The following is a 19,527-nucleotide window of genomic DNA, read 5'->3' as shown; positions in this document are numbered from 1 at the left end:
GGTTTAGTGCATTTTAAGGACGTGCAGCTATGTTGCCCGTCATGAGCGCCTTTTCGTTCCTTACCGGACCGACTGCGGCGGACAGTTGGCCTGCGGCTCCCGTCCTGGCCGGCATGTCCGCCGTTCCTGTAGGTCATGCCATTGATCTTGCCTTTTTCTTTCCCAATGAGGGACGGGAGCGGCATGACGCACTGATGGCGGAAACACGCCGCCATCTGGGTGGCTGTGTCGCTGGCATCGAGCATTCGCTGCGATTCGCGCTGGAACGGCCTGACCTGACGAGCATCCTGGCGCAACATCCTGAACCTGTCTGTTGGCCCACCATCTGCGCCCAACCGACGTTGTTGGGACCGGCATTGCTGTCCCATATGCAGATGCGCGCCGGCGTAACGCTCCTGCTAAGGCAATTTGGCCAGCCGGACGACCGGCTGGACGAAACAGAGGCGGAAATCTTCTTCCCGGCCGATGATCCTGCGGTGACGGAATCGCTGGTTGCGCTTGCCATGGCAGAAGGGCGCTGGCTGGCGCTGGGCGGAGAGGATGACGCGATGCAGCCGGACCTCCCGGCGGAACATTATGCCGAGCTCATGTGGACAGCGGCGGCATGTTTGATGGCAGTCGTTCAGCGCACCTCGCTTGTAGACGCCGGAGAGATATTGCCTGCTTTCGAAAAGGCAGGCTGGGCGCTGCTGGCCGAACATGACGAAACCCGGGGTCCCATCGCTGCGGCGGACAGGCTTGTGCGGCGCCTGGGCTCACGGGCCGACATGCCTGAGTTGCTGGGGGCAGCCCTTAGCCAGAGGCGCTTCCTGCTGTTCGCGTCACTGGCAGCCCGGCGGCTCCGCATGGATGGCGCGCATGTGGCGGACATATTGGTGATGGGCCCTATCAGTGAACTGGCGGCGCTCTGCCGGTCGCTCGGCGGTTCGGATGCGGACTACCGGCATTTGTTGCTGGCGCTGCGTCCCGTACGGCCTTCACTGACCGACGCTGCCATCATCGTCGAGGCAGAACGGTATCAGTCGTTGACAGAGGGGCAGGCGGACGCTTTGGTAAATGCATTGCGCGCGCCTCGTTCGCTCCGCGCGAAAATCGATCATCTGCGGCGGATCACCACCTGATGAACATGTCGGCGCATCCTGCCATCATCCGCGCTACCGTGGCGGCGAACGGATTGCTGCTGAGCGCCGATGCACCGTTGCTGGCTTTGCAGCGGGAGGCGGGGTCGGATGTCGGGGCGGTCCTTGCCATTCCTCAACTCGCGGCCTTGGCGCGGCTGGCGTCGCGGCTCTCGATCGCCGTGTCCCGTACTGTCACCGCCGCCACCGAGCGGGGTGACGTGGACATGTGGGTGCGCGCCAAACCGGAAGCTGACGGAGTGCAGCTTTCCGTCATTGAGTGGAACGAGCGGGCCGCGGCAGCGGCCCCCACGGACATCATACGCCGGGAAGCAGATATTGCGGCGGTCTCGGAGGGGTGGACCTGGCAAGTCGATACGCAGTTGCGGTTTCAGATGGTGCTGGAGGGTGCTGGGCCGGAAAGCGCTCTGCCACAGACACCGCCTTTGCCCGGCAGCCGTCTGACCAGCTATTTTGAATTGCGTCCTGACGAGGAAGGCGACCTTGCCATTTTGCGCGGCTTTGCGCAGCGGCGAGCCTTTCGCGACCAGATCGCCACGTTGATCGCAGAGCCCGAACAATGTTTCCGTCTGTCCGGTTTTCCAATGTTCGATCTGGCGGGGCAGCTGTTGGGTTATCGGGGCAAGGCCTTTCCTTTGGATCGGGCCATCCTTGCGCCGCATGTGCCGCCTGCACCGGCCGTCGTCATATATCCGGCGGAATTCGGACGTCGCCTTGACAGGTCCTTGCGCCAGCCGCTGGGCCGGATCATCGCCAATGCGGATTCCATCAACGCCCAGTTCGACGGTCCCTTGCGGCCGGATTATGCGGGATATGCGTCCGACATCGCAGCGGCCGGGCGCCATCTGATGGCTTTGATCGACGATTTGGCTGACTTGCAGGCGATCGACAGGCTGGATTTTACCGTTGCTACCGAGGATGTGGACCTTGCCGACATCGGGCGGCGGGCGGCGGGCCTGTTTCTCGTCAAGGCTATGAGCCGCAAGATCCGGATCATCTCGCCAGAGCCCGATCAGAAAGCCATCGCGACAGGCGAGTTCCGCCGGGCTTTACAGATCCTCATGAACCTCGTCGGCAATGCGGTGCGCTATGGGCCAGAGGATAGTGAAGTCAGGATCGAGACCGGCGTCGATGAAGGGCGGGCCTGGATTGCCGTGATGGACCAGGGCGCCGGTGTTCCCGAGGATATGCGGGAGCGGATTTTCCACAAATTCGAGCGGCTTGGCCGCAGCGATCCTGGAGGTAGTGGCCTCGGCCTCTATATTTCTCGGCGGCTGGCGCTTGCTATGGGCGGGGATATTCACATCGGTGATGCCCCTGATGGAGGGGCGCGCTTCATGCTGACCCTGCCGGCCAGCGAATAAGCCGCAAACAAAAACGGCGCCTTGTTGGGCGCCGTTTCCATTTTCACCAAAGCTGCGATGATCAGCGCTGGCTGACCGGCACATAGTCGCGCTGTGCGGGACCCGTGTACAGCTGGCGCGGGCGGCCGATCTTCTGCGCGGGGTCGGAGATCATTTCGTTCCACTGCGCCACCCAGCCAACGGTGCGAGCGAGGGCGAAAAGAACCGTGAACATCTCGGTCGGGAAGCCGATCGCGGACAGGATCACGCCCGAATAGAAGTCCACATTGGGGTAGAGCTTCTTTTCGATGAAATAGGGATCATTGAGCGCGATCTGCTCCAGTTCCTTGGCGACGTCGAAAACCGGATCATTGACGCCAAGCTTTTCCAGAACATCCTTCGCCGTCTTCTGCATGACGGTCGCGCGTGGATCGTAATTCTTGTACACACGATGGCCAAAGCCCATCAGACGGAACGGGTCATCCTTGTTCTTCGCGCGGGCGATATATTCAGGGATGCGGTCGACGGTGCCGATCTCACGCAGCATGTTGAGCGCGGCTTCGTTCGCGCCGCCATGCGCGGGACCCCAAAGGCAAGCGATGCCGGCCGCGATGCATGCGAAGGGGTTGGCGCCCGACGAACCAGCGAGGCGGACCGTAGAGGTCGATGCGTTCTGCTCATGATCGGCATGAAGGATGAAGATCTTGTCCATCGCATCGACGATGACCGGATCGGGCTCATATTCCTCGGCCGGGACCGAGAAGGTCATACGCAGGAAATTGGCGGTGTAGCTGAGGTCATTGCGCGGATAGACGAAGGGCTGACCCACCGAATATTTATAGGCCATCGCTGCGATCGTCGGCATCTTCGCGATCAGGCGGTGGCTCGCGATCTTGCGCTGTTCCGGATCGTTGATGTCCGTCGAATCATGATAGAAAGCGGAGAGGGCGCCGACGACGCCGCACATGATCGCCATCGGGTGCGCATCGCGGCGGAAACCGCGATAGAAGGTGGTCAGCTGTTCATGCACCATGGTGTGGCGGGTGATGGTGCGTGTGAAGTCTTCCAGATCCTTCTTCGAAGGCAGTTCGCCGTTCAGCAGCAGATAGCTGACTTCCATGAAGCTCGACTGTTCAGCGAGCTGATCGATCGGGTATCCGCGATGCAACAGAATGCCAGCGTCGCCATCGATATAGGTCAGCCCCGAATCGCAGCTGGCCGTGGACGTGAAGCCCGGATCATAGGTGAACATGCCGGTATTGGCGTAGAGCTTGCGAACGTCGATGACCTTCGGGCCGACAGAGCCGCTCAGGATGCCATATTCCTTGGCATCGCCGCCGACCGTCAAAGTGGCATTATTGTCCGACATCTCGTTCTCCTTAATTGCCAACAGCCGGCGATGCCTGCCTGGCATCCGCGAGCCGCTCCAAGCTCCCGTCTTTTCCAAGAAGGAAAAGAACATCAAATATCCCCGGCGAAACCGTGCGACCGGTCAGCGCCGCGCGTAGCGGCTGGGCCACTTTGCCCAACCCCAATCCGGCTTCCTCTGCCACGCGGCGGATCGCTTCCTCGATCGCTTCGATCGTCCAGGACTGGACGGAATCAAGAGCGTCGGCTGTCTTCCCAAGCAGCTCGCGCGCCGAGTCGTCTAGCAGAGCCATTGCCTTGTCGTCAAAATCCAGAGGGCGGCTCTTGAACAGAAACTCGGCGCCCTCGGCGATTTCGTTCAGGGTCTTGGCGCGCGGCTTGAGCGAAGGCATGGCCTGCGCAAGCAACGTCTGGGCTTCTTCCCCCAGGGTTGTACCAAGCCGTTGAGCGACGCGGGGCAAGACCAGTTCCGCGAGGCGCTGATCGTCCGCTTCGCGCAGGTAGAATGCGTTAAGATTTTCCAGCTTCTTGATGTCGAAACGGGACGGAGACCGGCCTACGCCGTCAATGTCGAACAACTCGATCGCGCGTTCCCGCGAGATGGTTTCTTCGTCGCCATAGCCCCAGCCCAGACGCAGGAGATAGTTGAGCACCGCCTCAGGCAGCATCCCCATCTCATCGCGATAGGCGTCGACACCAAGAGCGCCGTGCCGCTTCGAAAGCTTCGCGCCGTCCGAACCGTGGATGAGGGGGATGTGAGCGTAGACAGGCTCTTCCCAGCCCATCGCCTTGATAATTCCAAGCTGGCGGAAGGCGTTGTTCAGATGATCATCGCCCCGGATCACGTGCGTGACGCCCATGTCGTTATCATCCACGACTACCGCGAGCATGTAGGTGGGCGTGCCGTCCGAACGCAGCAGGATCATATCATCCAATTCCGCATTCTGTACCACCACGCGACCCTGCACGGCATCGTCGATGACCGTCTCGCCCTCACGCGGCGCTTTCAAACGGATGACGAAGGGCGCGCCCGCTGGAGCTTCGGAAGAATCCCGATCGCGCCAGCGGCCGTCATAGCGCATCGGTTGCTTCGCGGCGCGCTGCTGCTCGCGCAGTTCCGCCAACTCTTCCGGAGTCGCGTAGCAGCGATAGGCGTGGCCGGCGGCCAGCAATTGGTTGGCAACCTCCGCATGACGCTGCGAGCGTTGGAACTGGAAAACAGCGGGCTCGTCACCGGTAAGGCCAAGCCATTCCAGGCCGTCGAAAATCGCGGCGACCGCTTCTTCGGTGGAGCGGGCGCGATCCGTATCTTCAATCCGCAACAGGAACTTGCCGCCATGATGCCGGGCGAATAACCAGTTGAACAACGCTGTACGCGCGCCGCCAATATGCAGAAATCCCGTGGGCGATGGCGCGAAACGGGTTACCACCTGCTTGTTCAAACCCGTTGCACTCACCGCTTTATTCCTCGACATCCGCCTTGCTCAATCATGAACGCGACGCCCCCTAGCATGGCTTTTGAGCCACGACAAACGTCCGTTGCCCGGATTATGACAGGCGGCGGACATCGATTTTTCATGGCTGTCGAAGGCTGGCTGGAGTCGGAGCGCGAACAGCTTCCGCTATGGATACCGGTCGGCCTGGGGCTAGGCATCGGCGCTTGGTTCTCTCTCCCTAATCCATTGGAATGGTTGGGCTTCTGCTGCTGCGCACTAGCTATCGCCTGTGGCGGGATGATGCTGCCGGCGGGCGGTCGCTTGCGCCAATCGATGATATTGGGGGGCTTGCTCGCCGCCTTTGGCTGTGTGCTGATTTGGTGCAAAGCCGTGGCCATCGGATCAGCGCCATTGCCCCGCGCGATCTTTATGGAGGTGACCGGCGAAGTCAGGACGGTTGATGCCGTTCCTGCCGAGCAGATGAGTCGTGTGAAGATAAGACCGATGGGCACGGCCGGACTGCCCCCGCTGATCCGGGTGAACATGGCCGCGGCGGATGTGCCTGACGGGCTTGGCAGAGGTGCCATCATCCGATTCCGCGCCCGGTTGATGCCTCCTGCCGAAGCAAGCCTACCAGGCGCATATGATTTTTCGCGCCGCGCCTATTTCCAGGGGATTGGAGCTACGGGAAGAGCGTTGAGGCCGATAACAGTGCTGCGTCCATCTACCGATGGCCCGCCTCTGCGCAACCGCCTGTTCGCGCACATATTGGAGAAGGCCGACGGCGACGGGACCGGCATCGCCGCAGCGCTGGCCACGGGCGACCAGGGCGCAATCAGCGAGGCGGACGCTGAAGCGATGCGGCGGAGCGGCCTTGCCCATCTGCTTTCCATCAGTGGCTTGCACGTCACCGCCCTGATCGGTGCGGTCATTTTCCTGCTGATGCGCATCATGGCGCTCAGCCCGCGTGCGGCATTGAACTGGCCGTTGATGCTGGTCGCGGCGGCGGGTGGCGCGTTGGCGGGGATTGGATATACCCTGCTCACCGGGGCAGAGGTTCCGACGGTTCGGTCCTGTGTTGCCGCGCTGCTCGTGCTCGGCGGGCTTGCGCTTGGCCGCGAGGCAATCACGCTGCGATTGATAGCTGCCGGAGCGTTGGTCGTTCTGCTGCTGTGGCCAGAAGCTTTGGTAGGCCCCAGCTTTCAGATGAGCTTCGGGGCGGTGATCGCGCTCGTGGCCTTGAGTGAGCATCCTCGCTTCCGCGCCTTTGCGGCGGCCCGGGAGGAGACAGGGTTTCGGCGACTGATGCGGCACCTGGTCATACTCCTTCTTTCCGGTTTCGCGGTGGAACTGGTTCTCGCACCGATCGCGCTGGCGCATTTCCACAAGGCGGGGATGCTGGGCGCTTTCGCCAATCTCATCGCTATTCCCCTGACCACCTTTGTCGTGATGCCGCTTGAAGCGATCGCCTTGCTGCTGGACGTCGCGGGTCTGGGCGCTCCGGCCTGGTGGCTAACCGGCCGAGCGCTCGAGCTGCTGTTGATGATCGCCCATGGCGTGGCGGCAGGTCCGTGGGCGGTCGTTACCGCGCCGGTCGTTCCGAACTTTGTTTTTGGGATGATGGTGCTGGGCGGGCTTTGGTGCTTGCTCTGGCGGAGTGCCTGGCGCTGGTGTGGTTTAGCGCCCGTTGCCGCGGGCGTCGCTGTCATTGTGTTGAGTTCTCCTCCGGACATTCTGGTCACGGCCGATGGGCGGCATGTAGCGGTGCGGGAGCAGGATGGCGGCATGGCGATCCTGCGAGCGCGCGCAGGCGATTATGTCCGAGACATGATCGCCGAGAGCGCAGGCTATGAGGGGACTTTGAACCCGATCGCGCAATTGCCCGAAGCGCGCTGTTCGATTGACCTCTGCATGGTCGCCGTCAGGGGAGGAGGGCGCCTGTGGCAGTTGCTGGTAACGAGGACAGGCGTCGTCGTTCCGAGGGAAAGCCTGCAACGGGACTGTGCGCGCGCGGACATAGTTATCGCGGATCGCCGCATGCCCGCCTGGTGCCGTCCGCGCTGGTTGAAAGCGGATCGGCGGATGTTGGCGCGAACGGGCGGGCTGGCAATCGATCTTGATGGAGGGACGGTACGTACTGCCAAGAAGGCGGGCGACGCACATCCGTGGGTTGTGCAGCCGTCCTACTTACCGTCCCGCCACAAGTCCGATCAATTATATCGCCGCAGCAATCCCGCGAGCTTGCCCTGAATGCGCACCTGCTTGGGATCGTAGATCTGCGCTTCATAAGCGCTGTTCGCCGGGTCAAGCCTGACCTTCGGCCCTTGCCGATGGAAATATTTGAGCGTCGCTTCGCTTTCCTCGATCAAGGCAACGACGATCTGGCCTTCGCGAGCCACTTCGGTCCGCTGGATCAGCGCGAAATCGCCATCGAGAATGCCTGCGTCGACCATAGAGTCACCGGAGACCTCCAGAGCATAATGGTCCCCAGCACCCAGCAGTGCCGCTGGAACGGACAGCATATTCTGTCCTTCCATGGCTTCGATCGGAACACCCGCCGCGATCCTGCCGTGCAGCGGAATTTCGATCACGTCATTTGCGGCGATCGGAGGCTTTGCAGCCAGTTGAGGCTTGGGCGGAGAGACGGCCTTGGGCGCGCGGTTCATCGCTTCGGGCAGCTTCAGCACTTCGAGTGCGCGTGCGCGATTTGGCAGGCGGCGGATGAATCCGCGCTCTTCCAGCGCATTGATCAACCGGTGTATCCCGGATTTTGATCGCAGGTCCAAAGCTTCCTTCATCTCCTCAAAAGAAGGCGAAACACCGCCTTCCTCGAGCCGATTTTGAATGAAGCTCAGCAATTCCTGTTGCTTAGGCGTCAGCATGCCCGCTTGTCCTCCATGGAACGGATGGAGAACGCATAGGAAACGGAAGGGGGCGAGTCAAGCGGCTTGCGCCAAGCGTAACGAAAGGAACGGACCTGCGTCACAGCCGTTCAATAGCCGCCTTCCTAAAGAGGGTGAATAGGAGAGAATGATGGCGAACCAGAACAACCAGGACAGCAATCAGCGCCGCCAGCAGGGTGGCGACCGTTCCAGCCAGGGCGGCCGTCAGCAGCAGCAGGAAAACCGTCAGGGTCAGATGGGCGAAAGCCACAAGGACAAAGGCGGACAAGGCAAGCAGCAGCGCTGATCGACCTATTGGTTGAAGCATGGGAAGGGGTCGCATCGCGGCCCCTTTCTCTTTGCTAAAGCGGCAGGATGGTGACTTGCTCTCCGGCGGTTGCCGGGGGCGAACCTGCGGGCCGCACGATAAGGCATTCCGCTTGGGCGAGCGCAGCGGTCGCAGCGCTGTCCTGCGAGGTGACCGACACCAGCCCATCGGCAGTGTGGAAGGCGCGGAGATAATCATCGCGCTCGCCCGTCGCGGGAAGCGGCGCTGCAAGTGATGCGATCGCGGAGCGCGGGAGCGGATCCGCCGCACCGGCCAGGTGGCGGACGAGCGGCAGCAGGAACAGCGTGGCGGTCACGAAAGCGGATACGGGGTTTCCGGGCAGGCCAAGGAAGATGCTGTGCCCGAGCTTTCCGGCCATCAGGGGCTTGCCGGGGCGCATGCGGATCTTCCAGAAATCGAGACTGCCGCCCGCTGCTGCAAAGGCGGGGCGGACCAGATCATGATCACCAACCGACGCCCCGCCGGTCGAAAGGATGATGTCGGCCCTGGCGGAGTTTTCCAGCGCCTTGGTCAATGCTTCGAGGTCGTCGGGGATGATGCCGATGTCGATCACCTCCGCTCCTATGGCGCCGAGCATCGCAGCAAGCATGGGCGCGTTTGAGCAAGGGAGGCAGCCGGGCGGGGTGGGCGCTCCAGGGGGGACAAGTTCATTGCCGGTGGAGACCAGGGCGACGCGGGGACGCGCGCCGACCGGAAGGCTTCCATGTCCACCCAGGACGGCGAGCGCGATCTGGGCGGGGCCGAGCGCTGCTCCGGCTGACAGGAGCCGCTGGTTCACGGCGAAATCCGTCGCGGTGGCACGAACATGCCGCCCTGCCTTCAGCACGTCGCCGCGCGGATATAGGAGCCCATCGCGAAGCTCGGCATCTTCCTGGATCAGGATGGCGTCCGATGCAGGTGGAAGTGGCGCGCCGGTGAAAATGCGGCAGCTCTCCCCGGTCGCCAGTGGCGGGGGGAGGGCTGCTCCCGCCGTGCTTTCGATGGCGATCCGCCAAGGGCCGGGCCATTCTGCTGCCTTGATGGCGTAGCCGTCCATCGCGGAGAGATCGGCCCAGGGTTGGTCGCGCAGGGCAAATATGTCGCGTGCCAGCCACCGGCCTGCACAGGCAGATGCCGCTACCTCCTCCTCTGGCAACCGGCTGCCCAGCGCGAGCAGGCGAGCTTGGGCCTCCGCGACAGGGAGCAGGCTCATGGGGCCCGCCAGTCGCCCGACTTACCGCCCGATTTGGCAAGCAAGCGAACGTTGCCGATAACCATGGCTTTATCCAGGGCCTTTGCCATGTCGTAGATGGTGAGCAGCGTTGCGGAGGTGGCGGTGAGTGCTTCCATCTCGACGCCTGTCTGCCCAGCGCTTCTCGCGGTGGCCGTCACCGTGACGCCCTGTGGCTCAAGATCGAAATCGATAGAGACGGATGTCAGCGCTATCGGGTGACACAGGGGAATGAGGTCTGCGGTCCGTTTCGCCGCCATGATGCCTGCGACGCGAGCCACAGCGAGCACGTCGCCTTTCTTGACGAGGCCCTGGGCGATGGCGGCCGCTGCTTCGGCGCTCATGGCGATATGACCCGTAGCAATCGCTTCGCGGGAGGTTATTTCCTTTGCCGAGACATCGACCATATGGGCCGATCCATCTTCATCAAGATGGGTGAGCTTGCTCATGCGCCGGTCAGCAGCGCATGGGTCGCCGCTTCTACATCGGCTTGGCGCATCAGGCTCTCACCCACCAGGAAGCAGCGGACGCCATGTTCGGACATGGCGACGAGATCCGCATGGCTGCCCAAGCCGCTCTCTGCAACGAAGGTGCAACCTTCCGGCGCTTGGCCGACCAGTTCGTAGGTACGAGCGAAGTCTACGCTGAAGTCACGCAGGTCACGGTTGTTGACGCCGATCAGCCGTGAACGAAGCTTGAGTGCGCGCTCCAGTTCATGCGCGTCGTGCACCTCCACCAGCGCGTCCATGCCGAGGCCGAGTGCCGCGTCCTCGATCTCTGCCATTTGGCCGTCATCAAGCGCGGCGGCGATGATGAGGATGGCGTCGGCGCCAAGCGAGCGGCTTTCCAGCACTTGCCAGGGGTCGACCATGAAATCCTTGCGCAGGACCGGCAGGGCGCAGGCGGAGCGGGCGGCCATGAGATAGTCGTCATGGCCCTGGAAATAGGGCTCGTCCGTCAGGACGGAGAGGCAGGCGGCGCCTGCGGCGGCATAGGCCTGGGCATGGGCAGGCGGGTCGAAATCTTCGCGGATGAGACCCTTGGAGGGGCTGGCCTTCTTTATCTCGGCAATGAGGCCGAAGCCTGAACGTGCGGCGCTGTCGAGAGCTTGCCGGAAACCACGCGGAGGCGTTTGTTCGGAGGCGCGGGCGTGAAGCGCCGAGACGGTGGTGACAGCCTTGCGGCGGGCCACTTCCTCACGCTTCGTGTCGCAGATTTCGATCAGCTTGTTCGTCATTTATAGGCAATCCAGCAGTTGAGCAGCGCATTGGCAAGGCCGCGATCGATGGTTTCAGCCGCTTCCTCGACGCCTTCGCGCAGGTCCGCAACGGCGTCCGCGACAAGCAGCGCTGCGGCGGCGTTGAGAAGGACGGCGTCGCGATAGGGGCCTTGCTCGCCCTGAAGAAGGGCGCGGAGGGCAGCGGCATTGTGTGCCGGGTCGCCGCCGCGAATGGCTTCCACAGGATGCGTGGGAAGCCCAGCGTCGGCAGCGGTCAGCCGGCGCATGGCGACGAGTCCCTGCGCGGTGACTTCCGCGACGTCATTGCCACCCGCGAGCGACAGTTCGTCCAGACCCTCGTCACCCGACACGATCATGGCACGATCGACGTCCAATTCGGCCAGCGCCTCGGCGTAGATGGGCACATAGGCGGGACGGGCAATGCCGACGAGCTGTCGGCGGACCGCTGCCGGATTGGCGAGCGGCCCCATCAGGTTGAAGATGGTGCGCTGGCCGATCGCCTTGCGGATCGGGCCAAAGCGTTTGAGCGCGGGATGATGTTTTTGCGCAAAGAGGAAGCAGATGCCGAGATCGCCAAGCGTGGCTTCCGCTGTGTCGGCGGCGCGATCAAGGTCGAGGCCAAGCGCTTCGAGCGTGTCAGCCGCGCCCGCCTTGGACGAGGCTGCGCGATTGCCATGCTTGGCGACGGGAACGCCAGCGGCGGCGACGACGAGGCTGACGGCAGTGGAGACGTTGAGCGTATGATGTCCGTCACCGCCAGTGCCGCAGACGTCGATTGCGCCGGGGGGGGCAGTGACCGGGATCATGCGGGCGCGCATGGCGCGCGCAGCGGCGGCGATCTCCGTGGCGCTCTCGCCGCGCTTCGCCATGGTCACGAGAAAGGCTGCGATGTCCTCTTCGGGCAGGGTGCCGTCGAACAGAAGATCAAAGGCGCGTGCAGCCTCGGTTGTGCTCAACGGCGTAGCGGGATCGGGCAGGCGGGTCATCGCGCCTGCCTTAATCACGATGGGTGGCAGGAGTCGAGGGCGGGGTAGGGGAAAGTCGTCGTGCCTGCCGCTGTGGGCCGCAAAATTCAGGCGGCAGCGCGCTCCCGGACTGGAATGCCAGCGATGCGCATGAAGTTGGCCAGCATGTCATGCCCATATTCCGTCGCGATGCTTTCCGGGTGGAATTGGACCGAGTGGATGGGGAGGCTCTGGTGACGGAAGCCCATGACGGAGCCATCCTCGCTAGTCGCATTGACGACGAGGTTATCGGGAATGTCTTCCACGATAAGCGAGTGATAGCGGGTGGCGGTGAAGGGAGATGGAATGCCCGTGAAGAGGCCGCTGCCGTCATGGGTGACGGGCGACGTCTTGCCATGCATCAGGCCGCCGCGAACGACTTGGCCACCGAAATGCTGTCCGATCGCCTGATGGCCAAGGCATACGCCGAGCAGCGGTGAGCCTGCATCAGCGCAAGCAGCTACCAAGTCGAGGCTGACCCCTGCCTCATTTGGCGTGCAAGGGCCGGGCGAAAGCAGGAAGGCGCTGGCGCCGCTGGACAGCGCCTGACCTGCGGAGATGGCGTCGTTGCGAACGACATCAACCTCGGCGCCCAGCTCCATGAGGTAATGGACCAGGTTCCAAGTGAAGCTGTCGTAATTGTCGATGACGAGGATCATGGGATGAGGGCTATAAAGATTGAAGTGCGCGGGGCCAATCGGAATCAGTCCCCCAGCGCGTTGAACCCGTGTGCGGCTTTTGCGTTGTCCTTCCGAAACGAAAATGAGGGAAGGTCGTATGAAACGCTATGCCTATGGTTGGATCACGGCCCTGTTTTTCCTGGTGTCGATCGCGGGGCACTGGCTGTTTGGCTGGTGGGCCTATGTCGATGAGGCTCGATCGCATGGGCAGGTGCCTGAACTGGCGTCCTATGCCGTCGAGATGGGGCGGGATACGTTCGAGAATTGGCAATCAGAATTTCTGCAGTTGATCTGGCAGGTCGTTGGCCTTGCCTATTTTCTTTATGTGGGATCGCCTGCCTCGAAAGAAAATGACGATCGGCTGGAAGCCAAGGTGGACGAGTTGCTGAAGATTGCTGGTGGCAAGGATGCCGAGCAGCTGATCCGCGAAATCGATGATCGTTATCTGCGTGCCGGCGGGCATGCGAAGCCGCACGGCCATGATGTGGGGCGAGAATGACTTGCAACGGGAACCGGGCCGCACCTCAGCCGCTTTCTCGCAATATCGTTCGTGAGGAGGACAGAGATGGCCAAAGCTGAGTTTACCGACGCGATCGCCCTGTTGAAAGCCGATCACCGCAAGGTCGAGGAATTGTTCGAGCAGTTTGAAAAGGCGAAGGCTGCGAACCGTAAGCAGGAAATCGCGCGTCAGATCTGCACGGAACTGAAGATCCACACGATGATCGAGGAGGAGATTTTCTACCCTGCTTTCCGCGGGAAGATCGAGGACGACACGCTGGATGAAGCCTATGTCGAGCATGACGGGGCCAAGGTGCTGGTCAACGACATCGAGGCCGGATCGCCCGAAGACGATTTCTACGACGCCAAGGTCACGGTGCTGTCCGAAGAGATCAAACATCATGTGAAGGAAGAGGAGCGGCAGTCCGACGGCATGTTCGCGCAGTGCCGCAAGACGGGTGTAGATCTGGTAGCGTTGCGTGACCAGATGATGGCCCGCAAGCAGGAATTGATGGCGCAGGCGAAGGCGAGCGGTTTGCCTGTAGCCAAGCCCAAGGCCGTGCACTTGGTTGCCGCCTGATCCGGCAGTTGAAAAAGCCGGCGCATTATCCCATATGCGTCGGTGCCGGGTTCGCCCGGCTATGGTGATAAATTGTGTCGTGCAATAGGCGCAGCGGACCCGGGGGCAGTACCCGGCGGCTCCACCACATGTCCCGCATTCCGGGATGTCTGACGGGGCCGAACTAGGATCGACGTGTGTTGAAAAGCGATGTTTTCACCCGGCCTGAGTAAGCCGTAAAAATGTTCAAAACACGTAAGTGCCAACGATAACGAGGCTCTTGCTCTTGCTGCGTAATTGATGGCCTCACGGCCAGATATTACTCAAAAAGAACGCGGTTGAACCCACCGGGCAACAGAAGGGAATTCAGCGGCTTCCGGAGGAGCCGGGCAACAGAATCCTCCGGACTTTCCCTGATTGTCTGACCTTCATCATCTCGCCAATGAGCGGACCGCATTGTCGCGCCAAAGACTGTTCTCCGCATGCGTCCGAATCGGGGCGGCGCAACGGAGACATTGCGATTACACTTTTATGACAGTTGTGCGAAAATCTTATAACGTGCTGAAATAGAACGAATAAAATTCCTTTATCATGTTCTTTCATTCAGTTGTAGTCCTGTCATCAAGATGAAATAATCCCGGCTATTGTAGAAGGTTTTTTCGGGAGAAATCGGATGGTGAGAATGGCGGCGATAGTTGGGCTGGCGCTGGCGGCAAGCATGTCCAACGCTGCTGCGGCAGCGTCTGATGAAGTCGTGGTCGTCGGCGTGCCGGACGGCCGATTGGCCGCTCCCGCGCTGATAGCTAGAGATTATGAAAAAGCGGCCCGCCGATTGGCGCCTATGTGGCCGGAAGGCGCAAATGATCCTGCTCGCCTCATCAACCTGGGCAACGCCTATGCAGGGCTCGGTAGAATGAAGGATGCGCGCGAGGCATATCGTTCGGCGCGCTTTGCCCCCGAGTCCACTCTGCTGCTCGCCAACGGTGAAGCGGCATCGTCGCGCGACGTTGCGCGCCGCGCGCTCGATCGCCTGGAAGCGAGCTACGCGATGCGCTGAGGCTCCGGTCTCTGCTGACGGAGAAAGCGTCGTCCGCAAGGGTGACGCTTTTCTTTTACGCGGGCCTCGTCGTTAAATTGCAACAATAGTCTTCAAAACGTCATTTTAAAGTCACGCTTCCGTCACTGAAGCAAAATGCGCCTGTCATGTGCCGCCCTTAGCTGCCGCGATTGAGGGCGGCAGGGGGCGTTGTCCGATTCGAAAATCCCCTTCGCTCCGCATCCAATCACAAACCGGCAACGCCGGAGCGGAGACGACATGGTCAAGACTAATCGCATCACTAGCATTCTGATGGCGGGCTGCGCCTGCGCCGCGCTGAGCGCTTGCGGCGCCGACGACATCGCATCGCCGGGCGAAGGAACCATCGTCCTGCCTGCGCCGACACCGACTCCCACGCCGGGTACGCCTACGCCCACGCCGGGCGTCGTAACTCCGGCCGCGAACTGTCCGAGCATTGCAGGATCTGACCAGCTGACTGATCTGGGCACGATTTCCAACGGTACGAGCACCTGGCGCAATTGCGGCTTCCCGGCGCGCTTCAACAGCTCAACCGCGATCGCGAAGGTTGCGGGCGTCGTCTATTCTATGCCGGGTCGCGTCGATGTCGGCACCGATCAGGGCGCGGCGAGCACCAACACCGCCGTGACGCTCAGCATCGATCCGGGCGTGGTCATCTTTGCCGGCACTGGCAACACCTTCCTGGCGGTCAATCGCGGCAACAAGATCAATGCCGTTGGCACCGCATCGCAGCCGATCATCTTCACCAGCCGTGAAAACGTTCTGGGCACCGCCACTGATCAATCGTCGGGTCAGTGGGGCGGCGTCGTGCTGCTTGGCCGCGCGAAGATCACGGACTGTCTGGCTCCCGCTGCTGCTGCGGGCACCACGGCCTGTGAACGCGACACGGAAGGCGCGAGCAACGCCCTGTATGGTGGCGCGAACGACGCCGACAGCTCGGGCCGCATGAGCTATGTCCAAATCCGCTATTCCGGGTTCGTCCTTTCGGGTTCCAGCGAGCTTCAGGGCCTGACCCCTTCGGGCGTTGGCACCGGTACACAGCTTGACCACATCCAGGTCCACAACAGCTCCGACGATGGCATCGAAATCTTTGGCGGCAGCGTCCATCCTCGCTACCTGGTGCTAACCGGCAACGAAGACGACAATCTGGACACTGACGTCGGTTTCCGCGGCACGGTTCAGTATCTGCTGAGCGTCCAGCGCGAAGGCAATAACATCGGCGACAGCTTCCTTGAGACCGACTCCAACGGAGGCTCGGCGTCGAACAACGGCGAAGACGTGCTGCCGCGCCAGTATCTGAAGGTCGCAAACTTCACGGCCATTAATCGATCGACCACTGGCTCGAACGGTTCCGCCATGCTGCTGCGCGGCGGCGCTGACCTGACGCTGGTCAACGGCTTGATCGTCAGCCCCACCCAGACCTGCCTGCGCATCGACAGCGCCACGACGGTTCGCGATGCTGACACGGCCCTGCAGGATGCAGGCAAGCCGCGTTACATCTCCGTTTCGATGCAGTGCCTGCCGGCAACGCCCTACAAGGGTAACAACGGCGTGACCGCAGCAGTGGTCCAGTCGATCTTCGAAGCCGGCCCAAACAGCACGATCAGCTACACCCCGTCGCTGACCAGCCTGTTCATCAACGGTGCTACCGAAACGGCGCGTCCGGCGACCGACCCCAAGACGATCGATGCCGCCTTCACCACGACCAACTATGTCGGCGCGGTCAAGGACAGCAATGACACCTGGTATGCCGGTTGGACCTGCAACTCCGTGACGGCGAGCTTCGGCAGCGCCAGCGGCAATTGCACGGCCATTCCGACGACCTGATCTGACCTGACCTCAACAGGGGCGGGGGAGCGTGCAACGGCGCTTCCCCGCCCTCTTTGCAAAGAATTTCATCCCAAGGGGGACCTAAGCCATGTCGAAGCCGCTCAGCCTGGCTCGCCTGCTGCTCATTACATCCGCGCTGTCCGCTCCGTCGGTGATGGCGCAGACCTCAACCGTTTCGACGCCCTCGGCAGGCGATCCCGCTCCGACGTCCGGCGTTCCGAGCGCTTCGGAAGAAGCCGACGCGCAGACCGGCAATGTCGATATTTCGATCCCCGGTTCCGATATCGTCGTGACCGGCCGCCGGACAACCAATGTGTCGCGGGCAGCGCCGCAGGTCGTGAACGTCCTGTCGGCCGCAGACATCAAGCGCACCGGCGAAGGCGACATTGCGGGTTCCTTGCAGCGCGTCACCGGCCTGTCGGTCGTGTCGGGCGGCTATGTCTATGTGCGCGGCCTTGGTGACCGCTATTCGCTGGCGCTGCTGAACGGTTCTCCGCTGCCCAGCCCCGAACCGCTCAAGCGCGTCGTCCCGCTCGACATCTTCCCGACGAGTGTGATCGCTTCGACATTGGTTCAGAAGAGCTTTTCCGCGAACTTCCCCGGCGAGTTCGGTGGCGGCGTCATCAACCTGACGACCAAGGCCATTCCGGTCGAAAGCTTCCTGGAAATCGGCGTCGGCAGCTCGGCGAACACGGAAACATCGGGTCAGCTTGGCTACACCCATTATGGCAGCAAGTCCGACTGGACCGGCTTTGATGACGGCACCCGCGACGTGCCGGGGCTCCTTGCCAACGCCATCAACAGCGGCACGCCATTTTCCAACATTCCACGCGCGGACCTGCGGGCAATTGCGACCCAGTTCCAGAACAGCAACACCTCTGTCGTGCAGCGCACGAACAGCTTGCCGTTCAACTTTTCCGCCTCGATCAACGGCGGCACCGCTTTCGATGTCGGCAGTGATGGCCGCTTTGGCGTTCTTGCCACCGCATCCTATAGCAACAAGTGGCGGACGCGTGAAAACCTGCAGCAGGCGTCGCTGGATGTCGCCGCAGGCGCGGGCCGCAATTACAACCAGATCAGCACTGAAAATGATGTAACGGTCAACGGCCTGCTGGGCTTTGGCCTTGAACTCGGCAATCAGAAGCTCCGCTGGACCAACGTCTATATCCGCGACACGCTGAAACGCAGCGCTCTGGCGATCGGCCAGAATGACGGCCAGATTCAGGGTGCGGATTATCTCAACCAGCAGACCGGCTGGTATGAGCGGCAGCTGATCGACACGCAGCTGGTCGGCGAATTCAAGCTGAGCGACGCGCTGAGCCTGGATGTGCGCGGCGGCTATGCCAACTCGCAACGGGAAGCGCCCTATGAGCGCGAGTTCGAATATGTCCGCACCAACCGCGATCTGGCAGTCGATCCTGTTGGCGACCGCTTCGTCAATGCTCTCAATCGCCAGCGCGGCGACGCGTCGATCACCTTCAGCGACTTGAATGAAAATCTGTGGTCGGCTGGTTGGGATCTCAGCTACAAATTCTCGCGCGATGTGTCGGCGACGGTAGGTTATGCGTTCAGCGACACGAAGCGCCGATCCTCCCGCTACGAACTGCATTTCGACGCCACCAACCTGCCGGTGCCGGTTCAGCAGTTGCGCCCCGACTATCTGCTGTCGGACGCGTCGATCCAGCTGTTCGACATCAGCCTGCTGGAATTTTCGGGCAATTATCCCGTCTATGACGCTGCCCTACGTACCCATGCGGGTTATGCCCAGGTGAAGGCATCGGTGCTGCCGGGTCTGTCGTTCGACGCTGGTGTCCGCTATGAAAAGGGGCGGCAGTCCGTGACCGGCGTCGATGTTTACAGCACCGGCGTGACGCCGTTCAACCAGATCCGAAAAGACTATTGGTTGCCCGCTGTTACCGTCACCCTTGAAGCGGCGAAGGACCTGCAATTCCGGGTGAGTGGATCGAAGACCATCGCTCGGCCGCAGTTCCGCGAATTGATCGCCCAACCCTATCTGGACACCGAGTCCAACCGCTTCTTCCGCGGCAATCCTTTCCTGCAGGACAGCGAGTTGTGGAACGGCGATATCCGTGCAGAATGGTATATTGGGCGTGAAAAACGGCTGACAGCCGCTGCCTTCTACAAGAAGATCAAGAACCCCATCGAAACCTTCACGACGATCACCGACACCTATGCGGTGACGACCAGCTTCGCCAACGCACCCGAAGCGCAGCTGTATGGCGCGGAGTTCGAGGCGCAGAAATATCTGCCGCTCGATGGCTGGTCGAACTCGCCGTTTTTTCAGACGCGTCGGATCGTCCTGATCGGCAATTACACCTATACCCAGTCGAAACTGAAGGTGAGTGAGGGGGATACGACCATCCCTTATAGCTACACGACGGGCCCTTTGCCTGCCGCGTCGGACTATTTCCAAGATGGCGCTCCGCTGACCGGTCAGTCGGACCATCTGGTGAACTTCCAGATCGGGCTAGAGGATACGGACAGGCTGTCGCAGCAGACGCTGTTGCTCACCTATGCCAGCCCCCGCGTCACAAGCCGTGGGCCCAATCTTCAGCCTGACATCAAGGAAAAGCCGGGCCTGACGCTGGACTTCGTCGCGCGTCAGGGCGTGACCCTGCCGGGTGGGGTGAAGAGCGAGTTCAAGTTTGAAGCCCGTAACATCACCGGCCGCAAGTTCCAGGAGTTCCAACAGCTTGGCGGCAACAAGGTGTTCTACAACCGCTACAAGATTGGGACCACCATCGCGGCTTCGCTCACCGTAGCCTTCTGATCTCATCGGCAATGTCTAAGCAAAGCGGCCGATTCGCATGGCGTGGGTCGGCCGCTTTGCCGTTTACAGGGTTCGTGCGTTCTCCCGATCTGTGATAGCCGATCAAGGCAATCGGAGGCTGCG

At 61.7% G+C, this 19,527-nt stretch carries 17 protein-coding genes and 1 other RNA gene; 10 read left to right on the top strand and 8 right to left on the bottom strand.

Annotated features, from left to right (window positions below):
• The first annotated feature begins 41 nt into the window (after positions 1-41).
• Both NCHOL11_RS08780 and NCHOL11_RS08775 read left to right on the top strand, forming a co-directional pair.
• Complete coding sequence (locus NCHOL11_RS08780) at positions 42-1,121, top strand: DUF2336 domain-containing protein (protein ID WP_097092844.1); 1,080 nt, start codon at positions 42-44, stop codon at positions 1,119-1,121.
• A complete protein-coding gene (locus NCHOL11_RS08775) occupies positions 1,121-2,503 on the top strand; it encodes a sensor histidine kinase (RefSeq protein WP_097091972.1) in 1,383 nt (460 codons plus the stop codon). The genes NCHOL11_RS08780 and NCHOL11_RS08775 overlap by 1 nt, the downstream gene beginning before the upstream one ends.
• Before the next feature lie 61 nt (positions 2,504-2,564).
• On the opposite strand, the gene NCHOL11_RS08770 is transcribed toward NCHOL11_RS08775, so the two are convergent.
• The gene (locus tag NCHOL11_RS08770) at positions 2,565-3,851 is read right to left on the bottom strand and encodes a citrate synthase (protein ID WP_097092843.1); all 1,287 of its coding nucleotides are present in this window, start codon (positions 3,849-3,851) and stop codon (positions 2,565-2,567) included.
• Positions 3,852-3,861: 10 nt separating this feature from the next.
• Positions 3,862-5,325, bottom strand: a complete 1,464-nt coding sequence (gene gltX, locus NCHOL11_RS08765; RefSeq protein WP_176502206.1) for a glutamate--tRNA ligase — start codon at positions 5,323-5,325, stop codon at positions 3,862-3,864.
• 75 nt (positions 5,326-5,400) lie between these two features.
• Between gltX and NCHOL11_RS08760 the strand changes: the two genes are divergently transcribed.
• Positions 5,401-7,536: a ComEC/Rec2 family competence protein gene (locus NCHOL11_RS08760; protein WP_255254749.1), complete on the top strand. Its 2,136-nt coding sequence runs from the start codon at positions 5,401-5,403 to the stop codon at positions 7,534-7,536.
• On the opposite strand, the gene lexA is transcribed toward NCHOL11_RS08760, so the two are convergent.
• Entirely contained in the window at positions 7,497-8,168 is a 672-nt protein-coding gene (gene lexA / locus NCHOL11_RS08755; protein WP_097091969.1) for a transcriptional repressor LexA, read from the bottom strand. The two genes, NCHOL11_RS08760 and lexA, sit on opposite strands and share 40 nt — an antisense overlap.
• A gap of 151 nt (positions 8,169-8,319) precedes the next feature.
• Here lexA and NCHOL11_RS18180 point away from each other — a divergent pair, with 151 nt between their 5' ends.
• On the top strand, positions 8,320-8,475 hold the full coding sequence (locus NCHOL11_RS18180; protein ID WP_176502205.1) for a hypothetical protein: 156 nt from the start codon (positions 8,320-8,322) through the stop codon (positions 8,473-8,475).
• A gap of 55 nt (positions 8,476-8,530) precedes the next feature.
• On the opposite strand, the gene NCHOL11_RS08750 is transcribed toward NCHOL11_RS18180, so the two are convergent.
• The 5 genes from NCHOL11_RS08750 to NCHOL11_RS08730 form a co-directional block, all read right to left on the bottom strand.
• Positions 8,531-9,709 (bottom strand): molybdopterin molybdotransferase MoeA, encoded by a 1,179-nt coding sequence (locus NCHOL11_RS08750; protein WP_097091968.1) that lies wholly within the window; start codon positions 9,707-9,709, stop codon positions 8,531-8,533.
• On the bottom strand, positions 9,706-10,176 hold the full coding sequence (gene moaC / locus NCHOL11_RS08745; RefSeq protein WP_097091967.1) for a cyclic pyranopterin monophosphate synthase MoaC: 471 nt from the start codon (positions 10,174-10,176) through the stop codon (positions 9,706-9,708). The genes NCHOL11_RS08750 and moaC overlap by 4 nt, the downstream gene beginning before the upstream one ends.
• The gene (trpC, locus tag NCHOL11_RS08740; RefSeq protein ID WP_097091966.1) at positions 10,173-10,964 is read right to left on the bottom strand and encodes an indole-3-glycerol phosphate synthase TrpC; all 792 of its coding nucleotides are present in this window, start codon (positions 10,962-10,964) and stop codon (positions 10,173-10,175) included. Before trpC ends, moaC begins: the two co-directional genes overlap by 4 nt.
• On the bottom strand, positions 10,961-11,953 hold the full coding sequence (gene trpD / locus NCHOL11_RS08735; RefSeq protein WP_097091965.1) for an anthranilate phosphoribosyltransferase: 993 nt from the start codon (positions 11,951-11,953) through the stop codon (positions 10,961-10,963). Before trpD ends, trpC begins: the two co-directional genes overlap by 4 nt.
• An 86-nt stretch (positions 11,954-12,039) precedes the next feature.
• Positions 12,040-12,630, bottom strand: a complete 591-nt coding sequence (locus tag NCHOL11_RS08730; protein WP_097091964.1) for an anthranilate synthase component II — start codon at positions 12,628-12,630, stop codon at positions 12,040-12,042.
• A gap of 118 nt (positions 12,631-12,748) precedes the next feature.
• On the opposite strand from NCHOL11_RS08730, the gene NCHOL11_RS08725 reads away from it, so the two are divergent.
• From NCHOL11_RS08725 to NCHOL11_RS08700, 6 genes are all read left to right on the top strand, one after another.
• Complete coding sequence (locus tag NCHOL11_RS08725; protein ID WP_097091963.1) at positions 12,749-13,150, top strand: DUF6766 family protein; 402 nt, start codon at positions 12,749-12,751, stop codon at positions 13,148-13,150.
• Positions 13,151-13,216: 66 nt separating this feature from the next.
• A complete protein-coding gene (locus NCHOL11_RS08720) occupies positions 13,217-13,729 on the top strand; it encodes a hemerythrin domain-containing protein (RefSeq protein ID WP_097091962.1) in 513 nt (170 codons plus the stop codon).
• A gap of 4 nt (positions 13,730-13,733) precedes the next feature.
• Positions 13,734-14,077: a transfer-messenger RNA gene (ssrA, locus tag NCHOL11_RS08715) on the top strand.
• Positions 14,078-14,390: 313 nt separating this feature from the next.
• Positions 14,391-14,765, top strand: a complete 375-nt coding sequence (locus NCHOL11_RS08710) for a tetratricopeptide repeat protein (protein ID WP_441339474.1) — start codon at positions 14,391-14,393, stop codon at positions 14,763-14,765.
• Between the two features lie 258 nt (positions 14,766-15,023).
• Positions 15,024-16,610, top strand: a complete 1,587-nt coding sequence (locus tag NCHOL11_RS08705; protein WP_097091960.1) for a hypothetical protein — start codon at positions 15,024-15,026, stop codon at positions 16,608-16,610.
• A 91-nt stretch (positions 16,611-16,701) separates the two neighbouring features.
• On the top strand, positions 16,702-19,404 hold the full coding sequence (locus NCHOL11_RS08700) for a TonB-dependent receptor domain-containing protein (protein ID WP_097091959.1): 2,703 nt from the start codon (positions 16,702-16,704) through the stop codon (positions 19,402-19,404).
• Positions 19,405-19,527: the final 123 nt, after the last annotated feature.

The sequence above is a fragment of the Novosphingobium sp. Chol11 genome (genome assembly GCF_900218065.1).
Lineage (GTDB): Bacteria > Pseudomonadota > Alphaproteobacteria > Sphingomonadales > Sphingomonadaceae > Sphingobium > Sphingobium agri.
Note: the sequence above shows the minus strand (reverse complement) of the source record. Positions and strands in the feature narration are given on the sequence as shown.